Source organism: Streptomyces mesophilus (genome assembly GCF_011044995.1).
Taxonomy (GTDB): domain Bacteria; phylum Actinomycetota; class Actinomycetes; order Streptomycetales; family Streptomycetaceae; genus Streptomyces; species Streptomyces mesophilus.
Genome location: NZ_JAAKZW010000088.1, coordinates 16,239 through 30,243 on the forward strand (window position 1 = coordinate 16,239; position 14,005 = coordinate 30,243).

At 70.0% G+C, this 14,005-nt stretch carries 9 protein-coding genes; 1 reads left to right on the forward strand and 8 read right to left on the reverse strand.

The genetic code is table 11. From position 1 onward, the window contains the following. Positions 1 to 86 precede the first annotated feature (86 nt). The 8 genes from gap to G6045_RS20980 form a co-directional block, all read right to left on the reverse strand. A complete protein-coding gene (gene gap / locus G6045_RS20945) occupies positions 87 to 1,097 on the reverse strand; it encodes a type I glyceraldehyde-3-phosphate dehydrogenase (protein WP_165333563.1) in 1,011 nt (336 codons plus the stop codon). A gap of 225 nt (positions 1,098 to 1,322) precedes the next feature. Then, positions 1,323 to 4,277 carry a M14 family metallopeptidase gene (locus tag G6045_RS20950; protein WP_165333564.1) on the reverse strand — a complete coding sequence of 985 codons (2,955 nt, stop codon included), beginning with the start codon at positions 4,275 to 4,277 and terminating at the stop codon, positions 1,323 to 1,325. Positions 4,278 to 4,414: 137 nt separating this feature from the next. Further along, on the reverse strand, positions 4,415 to 5,404 hold the full coding sequence (gene whiA, locus G6045_RS20955) for a DNA-binding protein WhiA (protein ID WP_165333565.1): 990 nt from the start codon (positions 5,402 to 5,404) through the stop codon (positions 4,415 to 4,417). After that, positions 5,395 to 6,411, reverse strand: a complete 1,017-nt coding sequence (locus tag G6045_RS20960) for a gluconeogenesis factor YvcK family protein (RefSeq protein ID WP_165333566.1) — start codon at positions 6,409 to 6,411, stop codon at positions 5,395 to 5,397. The genes whiA and G6045_RS20960 overlap by 10 nt, the downstream gene beginning before the upstream one ends. Beyond that, positions 6,408 to 7,349 carry an RNase adapter RapZ gene (gene rapZ / locus G6045_RS20965; RefSeq protein WP_165333567.1) on the reverse strand — a complete coding sequence of 314 codons (942 nt, stop codon included), beginning with the start codon at positions 7,347 to 7,349 and terminating at the stop codon, positions 6,408 to 6,410. The genes G6045_RS20960 and rapZ overlap by 4 nt, the downstream gene beginning before the upstream one ends. Before the next feature lie 30 nt (positions 7,350 to 7,379). Continuing rightward, complete coding sequence (uvrC, locus tag G6045_RS20970) at positions 7,380 to 9,341, reverse strand: excinuclease ABC subunit UvrC (RefSeq protein ID WP_165333568.1); 1,962 nt, start codon at positions 9,339 to 9,341, stop codon at positions 7,380 to 7,382. Between the two features lie 90 nt (positions 9,342 to 9,431). After that, positions 9,432 to 10,115 carry a response regulator gene (locus G6045_RS20975; protein WP_235968114.1) on the reverse strand — a complete coding sequence of 228 codons (684 nt, stop codon included), beginning with the start codon at positions 10,113 to 10,115 and terminating at the stop codon, positions 9,432 to 9,434. Between the two features lie 427 nt (positions 10,116 to 10,542). Beyond that, entirely contained in the window at positions 10,543 to 13,440 is a 2,898-nt protein-coding gene (locus tag G6045_RS20980; RefSeq protein WP_165333569.1) for a PAS domain S-box protein, read from the reverse strand. 186 nt (positions 13,441 to 13,626) lie between these two features. On the opposite strand from G6045_RS20980, the gene G6045_RS20985 reads away from it, so the two are divergent. Further along, a complete protein-coding gene (locus G6045_RS20985) occupies positions 13,627 to 13,983 on the forward strand; it encodes a LytR/AlgR family response regulator transcription factor (RefSeq protein ID WP_165333570.1) in 357 nt (118 codons plus the stop codon). The last annotated feature ends 22 nt before the right edge of the window (positions 13,984 to 14,005 follow it).

Consider the following 14,005-nt stretch of genomic DNA (forward strand, 5'->3'; position numbering starts at 1 on the left):
CAAGCCAACGGGGCCCGGACGACGCTGCAACTGCGCGCCGTCCGAGCCCCATTGCTCACATCGATGTGCCTGACTTGAGCGTCAGCTCAGAGCTGGCCGCCGACGAACTCCGTCAGGTCGACGAGGCGGTTGGAGTAGCCCCACTCGTTGTCGTACCAGCCGAGGATCTTCACGGTCTTGCCGTCCTGAACCATCGTCATCAGCGAGTCGAAGGTGCAGGAGGCCGGGTCGCTCACGATGTCGGAGGACACGATCGGGTCCTCGGTGTAGTACAGCCGGCCCTTGAGCGGACCGTCCTCCGAGGCCTTCTTGAACGCGGAGTTGACCTCGTCCTTGGTGACCTCGCGCTGCAGCTCCACGACCAGGTCGGTGGCCGAGCCGGTGGGAACCGGGACGCGCATTGCGATGCCGTCCAGCTTGCCCTTCAGCTGCGGGAGCACCAGCGAAGTGGCCTTCGCCGCACCGGTGGTGGTCGGGATGATGTTCTGCGCGGCCGTGCGGGCGCGGCGCAGGTCCGAGTGCGGGAAGTCGAGGATCCGCTGGTCGTTGGTGTAGGCGTGGACCGTCGTCATCAGGCCCTTGACGATGCCGAAGTTCTCGTCGAGAACCTTCGCCATCGGCGCCACACAGTTGGTGGTGCAGGACGCGTTGGAGATGACGTGGTGGTTGGCCGCCTCGTACTTGTCCTCGTTGACGCCCATCACGATGGTGATGTCCTCGTCCTTGGCCGGAGCCGAGATGAGGACCTTCTTGGCGCCGCCCGCGATGTGCTTCTCGGCGTCGGCCTTCTTCGTGAAGATGCCGGTCGACTCGATGACGATGTCGACGCCCAGGTCACCCCACGGGATGTCGGCCGGGTTGCGCTCGGACAGCACCTTGATGGTGTGGCCATCGACGGTGATGGTGTCCTCGGTGTGCGACACCTCGCCCGGGAAGCGGCCGAGGATCGTGTCGTACTTCAGCAGATGCGCGGTGGTCTTGGTGTCACCCAGGTCGTTGACGGCAACGACCTCGATGTCCGCACCCTGAGCCTTCAGGGCCCGGAAGTAGTTGCGGCCGATACGACCAAAGCCATTGATGCCTACGCGGATCGTCACGAACCGATCTCCTCGTTGGTGCGCCGGACTGTCCGCCGGCGAGCTGTATGGGATGTCCCCGACCGCCTTCGACCCTACCTCTCCGGAGCCCTTCGGGTGACATCGAACGGGTCCGTACGAGTAAGGACGGCCCGCACCGGTTCGCCGGATACGGGCCGTCGGGACCTTGGGCCCGGCTACGCACGGTAGCCGGGCCCCGGTTTCGAAGGCGGGTTCAACAAACTGTCAACGCCGCAGTGCGGCAAGGGCCTTGCCCATGAGCTGATTGCGTGCCGTCTGACCTGGGATGTGTTCCAGACCGAAGCCGACGAGCACGCTGTCACGCGTGGTGACGGCCGCATAGGGCTTGTAGAGTTCGCCGGTCCGGGACCAGTCGCCGGTGATGTTGGGACTTCCGGCCGGTGATGCCGACACGGCCCATACACCGAGCCCCGACTCGAAGCCCTCGGTCTCGGTGACGGTGCCGCCGACGGCCACCTGGGCGTTGTCGGCGAAGACGCCGCGCAGCCCGAAGGACGGGTCGGTGACGTTGCTCAGTGACACCTCGACCTTCTTGCCCGCGTACGCGCTGAGGTCGAACGCGACCGGCTTCCAGCCGTCCGAGGCGCCGGAGAAGCTGTTCCAGGCCCCGCTGCTGCCGCCCGCGGTGCAGGTGGTGCCGGTGCGGGTCAGGTAGCGCTCCAGGAACGGGTGTCCCCGCAGGAAGAATCCGGCCCCGCACTCCTCGGGCACGGTCTGCGTGGTGTTCCCGTTCTTGTCGGGCAGCGTGGTCCAGTCGTCGCCGCCCGCGGTACGGGCCTCGAGCAGGGCGTGGTCGTAGCCCGGCTCGACGTTCCAGTTCATGACCAGCCGCAGCTCGGGCGCCTGGGCCGCGGTGACCCCGGTCAGATCGATGGTGCGGGTCAGCCGCTGCCAGTCGTTGTCCGCGTGCACCGAGGAGGCCATGCCCTGGCCCTCGTACGGCGCGTACGGGTTGGCCACTCCGGGATACGCACCGGCCTGGGCGCTCCTGAACAGCGGGAACTCGTCCGCGGGCAGGGTGTCCGAGGTGACGGTGTAGCGGCCGGCGCTGTCGAGCGCATTGCCCTCGGCGCCCGCGAGCGGGGTGTCGACGCCGTCCAGCGCGCCGGCGCCGTCGAAGGTGGTGACCGCGGGCGTCGCGAGGCGCTCGTACGCCCCGAGGTAGTACTGCCCGAAGTCGTTGGAGTTCGCCCGGCCGATGCGCACGGTTCCGCCCGCGCGCTCACCGGCGACGATCACCTTGCCGCCTTCGTTGAGATACGCGCGGATGGCCAGGGTGGTGGGACCGCCCGGAGCCGGGTCGCCGGTGTAGTGCACGACCGAGTCGAAGTGCGTGAGGACGGCCAGCGGGTGCGGGGCACCCTGGATGGCCACGTCCCACACGGTCGCGCTGCGGCCGTTGGCCTTGAGCGCGTCCACGTACTTCTGTGCGTGCTTCTGCGCGGCGCCTTCCTCGGCCACGACGAGGGTGGAGGCACGGGGGCGTTCGGCGACGGTGTACGTGAAGTGCTCGCTGGAGACCCGCTCGCCCCTCTTCGTACGGCCCGTGTACCAGACCTCGACCTTGTCGCCCGGATCGGCGTCCTCGATCTCCGCCCGGTACTCGTCGAAGTAGAGGTTGTCGGCGCCGCCGAAACGTTCACCGCCGCGCCAGGCTTCCAGGTCCTCATCGTGCGTACGGCCGCCGTTGATGCGGTAGTTGAGCTCCTTGTCGCGCACCGACTTGCGGGCGGTGACGGTGACTTCCTGGTCCGCGCCCCGTGCGTACGAGCCGGCGAACTTGTCGACCGTGAAGTCCGGCGCCTCGATGCCGACCGGCGAGGAGGGCTGGTCCGGGTGCATCGCGCTCTCGGCGACCGCGAGCGCGAACGGGATGTTCTTGGCGAACTCGTCCTGGATCAGCTTCTCGTCGTCCGGGAAGGTGAACACGGACTCGCAGTCCCCGGGATTCCAGGGGTCGTTCGGGTCCAGGTTGGAGATGGTCTGGCAGGTGGACATCTCCGGCGTGAACATCGCGATGCCGTTGACGTTGCCCGCGTGGCCGTCGGCCTCGCCGTTGGTGGTGTACAGCTCGGAGGAGACCTGCGGACGGTAGCCGGGCACCGCGGAGTTCTCGGGTGTGCCGGCAAGTGCCTTGTAGAGCACGTCGTCCGGGGTGGGCGTGGCGACCTGCCAGCCGACTCCGTACAGGATCAGCTCGGCCGCGGAGTGGTAGTTGATGCCGTACTCGAAGCCGATGCGCTTCTGGAAACGGTCGATCGCGACCGTCTCCGGCTCCGAGTTCGGACCGGCGCCGCGGTAGGTCTCGCTGGACAGGTCCGGGGACGAACCCTCGTTGTCGTAGCCCCACTTGTAGGCGAAGTTGCGGTTGAGGTCGACGCCGTCGGCCGCGGTGTGCGCGCCGTCCGTGTCGTTGTCCCGCATGTTCTTGCGCCACTGGCGGTCGCCGTCGGCCGCGTGCGTGTAGTCGTAGCCGTCCGGGTTGGCGGAGAGGACGAACCACAGCTCGGTGCTGTCGACGAGCTTGGTGATCCTCGGGTCCTTGCCGTAGTTGTCCAGGTAGTGGTGCATCAGGCGGCGGGTCATCTCGGGGGTGATCCACTCGCGCGCGTGCTGGTTGGACAGGTACAGCGTCGAGGGCTTGGCACCGTCGCGGTACTTGTCGGCGCCCTTGCTGATCTTGAGCGCGAGGATGTCCTGGCCCTTGACGGTCTTTCCGATCGAGACGACCTTCGTCAGGCTGTTGTGCGCCTGACCGGTCTTGACGATCTCTTCCTTCAGGCCGCCCGCACCGCCGTACGGACGGAAGACGCCGTCTCCGGCGGCCGCGAGCTTCTTCAGGGCCTGGGCCGAGACCTTGTGCTCCTTCATCTCGATGCCCTGCTCGCGGAGCTGACCGGCCTGCTGGTCGGTCAGATACAGCTCGACGCTCGCGGTGCCCTTCTGCGGTGCCTGCTCGGCCAGTTCGTGTCCGTCCTGGCCGGCCTTGAGGAGCAACGGCACCTGCTCCTTGGTGACTTCGGCGCGGAACACCTTGATGGCGTCCGCGGCGGCGGGGTCGTCGGCGCCCGGGCCTTGCGCCTGGGCCAGCGGTGCGGCGAGTAATCCGCCTGCCAGGAGTGCGGCCGCGGCGAGCACCGCGTTCGCTCTTCGTCTCATGAGCCCCCCTTGCGGTTGTCCGGCACATTTGTGCGCAGACCGCCAGGCTCATGACACACCATGATCATGTCAATACGGCAGCGCAAAAGGGGTGTGAGGGCCAGTGCCCTCACACCCCTTTTGCGCTGCGTACGGGCTCAGACCGCCATGTTGTCCGCCATCTCCTCGGTCAGGTTCGACTCCGTGCCGGGGATACCCAGGTCCTGGGCCCGCTTGTCGGCCATCGCCAGGAGGCGGCGGATACGGCCCGCGACCGCGTCCTTCGTCAGCGGCGGGTCGGCCAGGGCGCCCAGCTCCTCGAGCGAGGCCTGCTTGTGCTCCATGCGCAGCCGGCCGGCCGCCGCGAGGTGCTCGGGCACCTCGTCCTGGAGGATCTCCAGGGCCCGCTGCACCCGCGCCCCCGCCGCCACCGCGGCACGGGCCGAGCGGCGCAGGTTGGCGTCGTCGAAGTTGGCCAGGCGGTTGGCCGTCGCGCGGACCTCGCGGCGCATCCGCCGCTCCTCCCAGGCGAGCACCGACTCGTGCGCGCCCAGTCGCGTCAGCAGCGCGCCGATCGCGTCACCGTCACGGACGACGACGCGGTCCACGCCGCGTACCTCACGGGCCTTCGCCGCGATGGACAGCCGACGTGCGGCGCCCACCAGGGCGAGGGCCGCCTCCGGTCCGGGGCAGGTCACTTCGAGGGACGAGGAGCGGCCCGGCTCGGTGAGCGAGCCGTGCGCGAGGAACGCGCCCCGCCAAGCGGCTTCGGCGTCACAGGTCGCACCGGAGACCACCTGCGGCGGAAGGCCGCGGATCGGCCGGCCGCGCCCGTCGACGAGCCCGGTCTGGCGAGCCAGCTGGTCGCCGCCCGCGACGACCCGTACGACATAACGGGAACCACGCCGCAGACCACCCGCGGCCATCACCATCAGCTCCGAGCTGTGCCCGAAGATCTCCAGGATGTCCTTCTTGAGCCGGCGCGCGGCCATCGCCGTGTCCAGCTCCGCCTCGATCACAATGCGGCCGCTGACCAGGTGCAGCCCGCCCGCGAACCGAAGAATCGCCGAGACCTCTGCCTTCCTGCAGCAGGTCCGGGTGACGGGAAGCCGGGAAATCTCATCCTTCACCGCTGCCGTCATCGCCATGGGCCGATCCTTCCATGCATCCGAAAAATACGGTCGTACGCGGCTGCGAGGAGCACCGGATCATGCTTGGCGGAACTCTCCTGCGACGCGACCGGCGCCAACTCGACCTCGGCTCCGAGGCCCTTTGCAGCGTGGGTCAGAGAGTCCGGGTCGGGCACGGCGGCCAAATCGGCCAGCACCACGTCCAGGGCGAGTTTAGGGGCGTGTCGGGCCAAAACCTCCAAATGACGCTGCGGTGAGAAGCCATCGGTTTCACCGGGTTGCGGTGCGAGGTTGAGCGAAAGGACCTTCCGGGCCTTCGTCTCGACGAGCGCGTCGAGCAGTTCCGGCACCAGAAGATGCGGGATCACGGACGAGAACCAGGAGCCCGGACCGAGCACCACCCAGTCCGCGTCGAGCACCGCGGCGACCGCCTCGGGGACGGCCGGCGGGTCGTGCGGGACCAGGTGCACGGACTGCACCTCGCCCGGCGTGAGCGCCACGGTGGCCTGGCCGCGGACCAGGTCGACATTGCCGGGGTGCTCGGGGTCGTGTCCCTTGACGAGGGCCTGGAGCTCCAGCGGTACGGCGGACATCGGCAGCACACGGCCATGGGCGCCGAGCAGCTTGCCGACCAGGTCGAGGGCCTGGACGTGGTCGCCGAGCTGTTCCCAGAGGGCGACGATGAGGAGATTGCCGACGGCGTGGTCGTGCAGGTCGCCCTGGGACTCGAAGCGGTGCTGGATGACCCGGGACCAGGTCTGGCCCCAGTCGTCGTCTCCGCACAGGGCCGCGAGGGCCTTGCGCAGATCGCCGGGCGGCAGCACACCGAGCTCGTCGCGGAGCCGGCCGCTGGAACCGCCGTCGTCGGCGACGGTGACCACCGCGGTGAGGTCACCGGTGATCCGCCGCAGGGCGGCCAGCGACGCGGACAGGCCCATGCCGCCGCCGAGCGCGACGACCTTGGGCTGTGCGCCCCGCTTGCGGCCCAGGCGGTTCAGACGCCCCAGCCGGGGAGTCGGTTTCACTCGCGCCCCATGTCCCGGTGGACGACCACCGTCTCCACGCCTTCGGCGGCCAGGCGCGCGGCCAGCTTCTCGGACATCGCGACGGAGCGGTGCTTGCCGCCGGTGCAGCCGACCGCGATGGTCACATAGCGCTTGCCCTCGCGGCGGTAGCCGGTGGCGATCAGCTGGAGCAGCTCGGCGTACCGGTCGAGGAACTCCTTGGCGCCGGGCTGGTTGAAGACGAACCCGGACACCTCCTCGTTGAGCCCGGTGAACGGGCGCAGCTCGGGCACCCAGTGCGGGTTGGGCAGGAAGCGGCAGTCGACGACGAGGTCGGCGTCGACGGGCAGACCGTACTTGTAGCCGAACGACATGACGGTGGCGCGCAGCTCCGGCTCGTCGTCGCCCGCGAACTGGGCGTCCATCTTGGCGCGCAGCTCGTGCACATTGAGGCTGGAGGTGTCGATCACCAGGTCGGCGTCGCCGCGCAGCTCGCGCAGGAGCTCGCGCTCGGCGGCGATGCCGTCGACGATCCGGCCGTCGCCCTGCAGCGGGTGCGGGCGGCGCACGGACTCGAAGCGGCGCACCAGGGCCTCGTCCGAGGACTCGAGGAAGACGATGCGGCGCGTGACGCTCTTGGCCTCCAGGTCCGCGAGGGACTGGCGCAGATTGTCGAAGAAGCGGCGGCCGCGCACATCGACGACGACGGCGATCCGCGCGACATTGCCCTGCGAGCGCGCACCCAGCTCCACCATGGTGGGGATCAGGGCGGGCGGCAGGTTGTCGACCACGAACCAGCCGAGGTCCTCCAGACACTTGGCCGCCGTGGAGCGGCCGGCGCCCGACATGCCCGAGATGATGACCAGCTCGGGGATGGCCGCCTCGGCGGCCTCTCCGGGTTCGATCGTGGTGCCCGTGTTGCCCGTACTCACCTGTGCTCCATCGTCGTGCTCGGTCATCGGTACTGCCCCCGTCGGTCGTGTGCTGGTCTATTCCATGATCTCTCCGGTCGCGGTGTTCACCGCGGGCGCGGCAGGTTCCGCCTTGGCGAAGGCCGCGAGAATGGTCTCGGCGGTCTTGCGCCCTATGCCGGGCACTTCACAGATCTGGTCAATTGTGGCGGATCGCAGCTTTTTCACCGAACCGAAGTGCTTGATAAGCGCTTGCTTACGCGCCTCTCCCAGACCCGGTACGTCATCGAGCGGGCTGGACCTGATCCGTTTGTTGCGCTTGCTGCGCTGGTACTGGATCGCGAAGCGGTGCGCCTCGTCGCGCACCCGCTGAAGAAGATAGAGCCCTTCGCTGGAGCGTGGCAGCACCACCGGATCGTCGTCGTCCGGCAGCCAGACCTCTTCCAGTCGCTTGGCGAGACCGCAGACGGCGACATCATCGATGCCCAGTTCGTCCATGGCCTTCTTGGCGGCCGCGACCTGCGGCTGGCCGCCGTCGACGACCACGAGCTGCGGCGGATACGCGAATTTCTTCGGGCGCCCGTCGTCCTCGGCCGACACCTCTCCGGCCTCCCCGTCCTCGGCCCACTCCCCCGTCTTCTCCTTCTCGGCCAGATAGCGCCGGAAGCGACGGTGGATCACCTCGTGCATCGAGCGGACGTCGTCCTGTCCCTCGAAGCCCTTGATCTGGAAGCGCCGGTACTCGCTCTTGCGGGCGAGCCCGTCCTCGAAGACCACCATCGAGGCGACCACGTCATCGCCCTGCAGATGGGAGATGTCGAAGCATTCGATACGCAGCGGAGCGCTGTCGAGGTCGAGCGCGCCGGCGATCTCCTCCAGGGCACGGGAGCGGGTGGTCAGGTCGGCGGCCCGCTTGGTCTTGTGCAGGACGAGGGACTGCTGGGCATTGCGGTGCACGGTCTCCATGAGGGCCCGCTTGTCGCCGCGCTGCGGGATGCGCAGGCTCACGTTGGCGCCCCGCTTGGCGGTCAGCCAGGCCGTGACGGCCGCCTCGTCCTCGGGCAGGGCCGGCACGAGGACCTCCTTGGGAACGGCGTCGCCGCTCTCCTCCCCGTACAACTGCTGCAGCGCGTGCTCGACGAGGCCGGCGCTGGTGACGGCCTCGACCTTGTCGGTGACCCAGCCGCGCTGTCCGCGCACGCGTCCGCCCCGTACATGGAAGATCTGCACGGCGGCTTCGAGCTCGTCCTCCGCGAGGGCGATCAGGTCCGCGTCGGTGGCGTCGGCGAGGACGACGGCGCTCTTCTCCATGGCGCGCTTGAGCGCCTCGATGTCATCGCGCAGCCGGGCGGCCCGCTCGTACTCCATCTCCTCGGCCGCGTCCTGCATGTCCTTCTCGAGCCTGCGGATGTACGCGCCCGTGCGGCCCGCCATGAAGTCGCAGAAGTCCTCGGCCAGTTCGCGGTGGTCCTCGGCGTCGACGCGGCCGACGCAAGGGGCCGAGCACTTGCCGATGTAACCGAGGAGGCAGGGGCGGCCGGTGCGGGCCGCGTTCTTGAAGACGCCGGCCGAGCAGGTGCGCACCGGGAAGACGCGCAGCATCAGGTCGACGGTCTCGCGGATGGCCCAGGCATGCCCGTACGGACCGAAGTAGCGCACGCCCTTCTTCTTGGCGCCGCGCATCACCTGGACGCGCGGGTACTCCTCGTTGAGCGTGACCGCGAGATAGGGATAGCTCTTGTCGTCGCGGTACTTGACGTTGAACCGGGGGTCGAACTCCTTGATCCAGCTGTACTCCAGCTGCAGCGCCTCGACCTCGGTGGCGACGACGGTCCACTCGACGGAGGCGGCCGTGGTGACCATCGAGCGGGTGCGCGGGTGCAGGCTCGCGAGGTCCTGGAAGTAGTTCGCAAGCCGTTGGCGCAGGGATTTGGCCTTGCCGACATAGATCACTCGGCGGTGCTCGTCGCGGAATTTGTAGACCCCTGGCGAGTCGGGGATCTGTCCCGGCTTGGGGCGGTAGCTGGAGGGGTCGGCCATGGCATCCACCCTACTGGCGGCCACCGACAGCCAGAGCCCGAGGCGGGCGTCCCGGAGCAGCCGCCGCCGGGGCTCCGGGCCTGTGCGGATCTAGCGGGACTCCAGGAACGTGAGGACCGCGAGGACGCGGCGGTGGTCGTCGGTGTCCTCGGGCAGACGCAGCTTGCTCATGATCGAGCGGACATGCTTCTCGACGGTGCCCTCGGTGACCCAAAGGCGCCGTCCGATACCGGCGTTGGAGCGGCCCTCGGCCATCAGCTCGAGCACCTCGCGCTCGCGGCCGCTCAGCAGGGACAGCGGATCGTCGCGGCGCTGGGCGGCGACCAGCTCCTGCACGAGCGACGGATCGACGACCGAGCCGCCCTTGGAGATCCGGTCGAGGGTCTCCAGGAACTCGTCGACATCCGTGATCCGGCTCTTGAGGAGATAGCCGATGCCGTGGCCGCCGGCGAGCAGGGCGAGTGCGTCCTCGACCTCCACATACGCCGAGAGGACGAGGATGCCGGTCGCGGGGAACTTCTCGCGGATGGTCGCGGCCGCCCTGAGGCCTTCCGTGGAGTGCTCCGGCGGCATCCGGATGTCGACGACCGCGAGCTCGGGACGGTGCTCGGCGACCAGGGCGAGCAGCGTCTCGGCTTCTCCGGCCTGGCCGACCACGGCGTATCCGACGCGTTCGCACAGGCTCGCAAGCCCCTCGCGCAGCAGGACGTCGTCGTCGGCGAGGACGACACGTCCCTTCGGCATCCCCTGCTGCCACCCCTGTGACATTCCCATGGCCAGTCCCCTCCGTCGGCGGCGTACGAGACCGTGCCGGGCCGTCCGTGCACATGCTGCCCGACCAGGGCTCTTCCTGCTAGCGGGAAGAGCCGGGAGGTGCTGGCGGTAAAGGGTCCATGGGGGCGTCCCCGAAAGGGAGTTGGGGGCTGGCCATGACGACAGCGGGCCGCTCCGGAGCGATGCTGAAGGCCTCGGGAGAAACCCGGTACGTACGGGTCGAGAGGGCGGAAGCCATGCGGCAGTCACGGGTCGAGCGCTGTCGGCGGTGGTCGACCCGTGACTGCCACACCGAGCATGGCGACCGTCTCGATCCGAGAGACCCCGATGTGGTCCGCGCCAAGCGGATCCAGCGCGCGGCGGCGCGCTCCTCTACTGGACGGAGTCCCGGTCCGTCCGGCTGACCGCCGCACGGCGAACGCGGCATTCAAGTCCAAGGCCCCCCACTTGGCTCCCCCTCGCGTTCGCCGGGCGGTCGGCACCCAGGATCGTCCTCACGTCCGCCGGGCGGTCGGCATCCAAGATCCCCCTCGCCGTCGCCGGGTGGTCGGCACCCGGGATCGTCCGCGGGCGCCGGCAGCCGTACGAGCAGGGATGTTCCGTTCCCCAGACGGCTGTTGACATGCAGCGTGCCGCCGATCGCCTCGACTCGGTCCGCGAGGCCGATGAGTCCGGAGCCGCGGGCCGGTTCGGCGCCGCCCACCCCGTCGTCGGCGATGACCAGTTCCACGGCCCCGCCCTCGCGGGTCACCTGGACGGTCACGACGTTGGCGTTGGCGTGTTTGGCGGTGTTGGCGAGGGCCTCGGAGACCACGTAGTACGCGGCGACCTCCACCGGCTCGGGCAGCCGGGCGCGCGGGACCCGCAGATCGAGTTCGACGGGTACGGACGAACGGCGGGCCAGTGCGCGCAGGGCAGGACCCAGGCCTCCTTTGGACAGGATGGCCGGGTGGATACCGCGCGAGAGACGCTGCAACTCGTCGAAGGCGTCCTGCAATCCGCGGCCCATGTGGGCCAGGCGGTCCAGGAGTTCGTCGGAGCCGGCGGGCGCGAGGGCCTCCGCGGTACGCAGTTCCAGTTGGAGCGAGACGAGGCGTTGCTGTACGCCGTCGTGCAGATCGCGTTCGATACGCCGCCGTGACGCGTCGGACGCGGCGACCACACGGGCGCGCGACGCGGCGAGCTGGGCACGGCTGTCGGCGTTGGCGATGGCGCTGACGATCAGCTCGGTGAACGCGGCAAGGCGCTTCTCGGAGCCCGGCGGCAGCTCCTGTCCGCCGCGGGCCGTCGCGATGACGGCGCCCCACAGGCGGCCGTCCACCACGATCGGCACACCGGCCGCGTCGCCCGTGCGGACCGGCTTGCCCGTGTCGGCCACCTCCGTCACGGCGGGCTCCTCGTGCGGGGCACGGGGTGCGGCGCCCGCGTCGCCGACGGTGGTGACCCGGCCGTCGGCTCCGTACCGTACGACCGCGGCGGACGGCGTCTCCAGAAGCCGGCCGACCTCCCGCGCCACCTCGCCGAACAGGCGCTCCGGCGGCACCCCTTGGGCGACCAGGGTGGCGACACGGCGCAGCGCGTTCTGCTCGCTCTGCACCCGGCGCCGCTCGGTGACATCGCGGGCCGCGGCGTGGATCAGGCCCTTCTCGGGGATGGACCGCGCGTTCCACTGCAGCCAGCAGAAGGTGCCGTCGGCGCGCAGATAGCGGTTCTCGAACCGGAAGACCTCCTCGCCGTCCCCCAGCCGGGCCAGCGCCTCGCGCGTGCGCGCACGGTCCTCCTCGTGCACGAGCTCCATGAACGGCCGGCCGAGCACCACTTCGGGCGCGTGGCCGAGCACCTCCTCGAACGCGGGGTTGATCCGGCGGAAGTAGCCCTTGAGGTCGGCGATGCACAGCAGGTCCGCGGAGAGCGTGAACAGGTTCTCCACCTCGCGCTCGGCCTCCTTGCGGCGGCCGTGCAGTTGGGCGATGGAGGTCATCGTGCCGTTCAGCCCCTCGAGGAGCTGCGCCCAGGCCCCTTCGAACTGGGCCGGTTCGGCGCGGTGGTCGAGCCGGTCGCCGTCGACGGCCTGCGTCATCGCCCGCACCTCGGCGGTCAGCCGCTCGACGGTGCCGCGCAGTTCGCGGAAGCTCTCCGCGACGGTGCCGATCTCGTCGTGGCCGTGGTGACGGATGCCGTACGAGAAGTCGCCCGCCGCCAACGCCTGGGCCCCGTCGGCCACTTCGGCGAGCGGGCGGCCGATCGAGCGGCGCAGCGCGAGCGCGAAGGCCGTGACCACGGCGAGCAGGAGCAGGAACAGGGCGAGGTCGCGCCATGCCCTGGTCTCGGCGGCGCTCACCCCTTCGGCGGCGGAGGCCCGCAGCTCCCCTTCCGCGGCACGGGTGACCGTACGCAAGGCGTCCATCCTGGTCGAGGCGGCGTCGGCCCAGCGCTCCACGGTGGGGTACCGCCAGGAACCGCCTGCGGCGAGCTGGTCGCGCACCTCCCGTACGAAAGCGGACTCGGGACGTGAAAGGACCTCTTCCAGACGGGACTTGAGGGGCTCCGAGGCCGTCCGCCGGAAGGTGTCGAGGCGGGCTTCCTCCAGGGCAGGCCAGCGGCTCGCCGTGGGCGAAGGGGCGCCCGGCGGCGCGGCGAACAGGATGACCAGCTCGGAGCGCTCGGCGCCGGCGGCCTCGGTGGCCTGGATCATCGACAGATGGGCACCGGCCACCGAGCGGGAGAAGGCGCTCGGCTCACGGGACTCGACGGCCGCCACCAGCTCCACCACATCGAGGATCACGGCGCCGAAGCCGCCCGCCACATGGTCGACGGTGACGGCCCGGGTGTCGTGACCTCGGCGCACCTCGGCCAGGTCCGTCGCGATCGCCGCCACCCGCTCCTCGAAGCGGCCTTCCTCGTCCGCTCTGCGTCCGGCCTCCGCGAGTGCGGCGGAGGCGGTACGGCGGGCGTCGGCGAGTGCGGCGGAAGCGGTACGGCGGGCGTCGGCGAGCCGCTCTTCGACCTGCGGGCCGGGACGGAGCGCGTCGAGCATGGTGGCCAGGCGCTCCTGGGCGAGGGCGTCGGCGAGCGCTCCCGCGGCGAACGACACCCGGGTCGACCGGTCGAAGTCCCGCAGCTGGGCGGCCTCCCGCCACTGGCCCGCGGCGGAGACGACGGTGAGGGTGAGCAGGACGCCCACGGGGAGGAGAGCGAGGAGGAGCAGCTTGGTCCCCACGCGGAGGCGGGCGAAGAGCGAGGTGGGCCGTGTCGCCTCCGTGCCGCCGCTCGGCACGGCCTTCAGGGGTCTTCCCGTCGGCACCCACCGCTTGCGCACTCCCATGGCGCACCCCCGGGCCACTCGGCCTTCCGCGCGCCGCCGGCCGATGGCGGGCGCTTCCGGCAGCTCTCATGCTAGCGCCGGGGACCGACACCAACCCTGCGTACGATCAAGGTAGTTGGCGCGGCGCCGACAAGGTTTCCGGCTAGCAGGAAAGCGTCCGGGCCACGGCGTTGGCAGGCTGGACGTATGGCGATGCGCTGTCTCCTCGTGGACGACAACGCCCGCTTCCTCGAGGCCGCGAAGGTGCTGCTCGAGCGGGGCGGAGCGAGCGTGGTCGCACTCGCCGGATCGAGCAACGATGCGCTCGTATACGCCAGGGAGTTGCGGCCCGACGTCGCGCTGCTCGATATCGATCTCGCCGGTGAGAGCGGGTTCGAGGTGGCCGAGCGGCTCTCCGGGATCGTGCCCCATCTGATCATGATCTCGACCCATGCCCAGGAGGACTTCGAGGAGCTCATCGCGGAGAGTCCCGTGCTCGGGTTCCTGTCGAAGTCGCGGCTTTCGGCGGAGGCGGTCGGGGCGCTGGTGAGTGCGGGCGCTTGAGGGCCGGGCGGCGGGTTCGGGC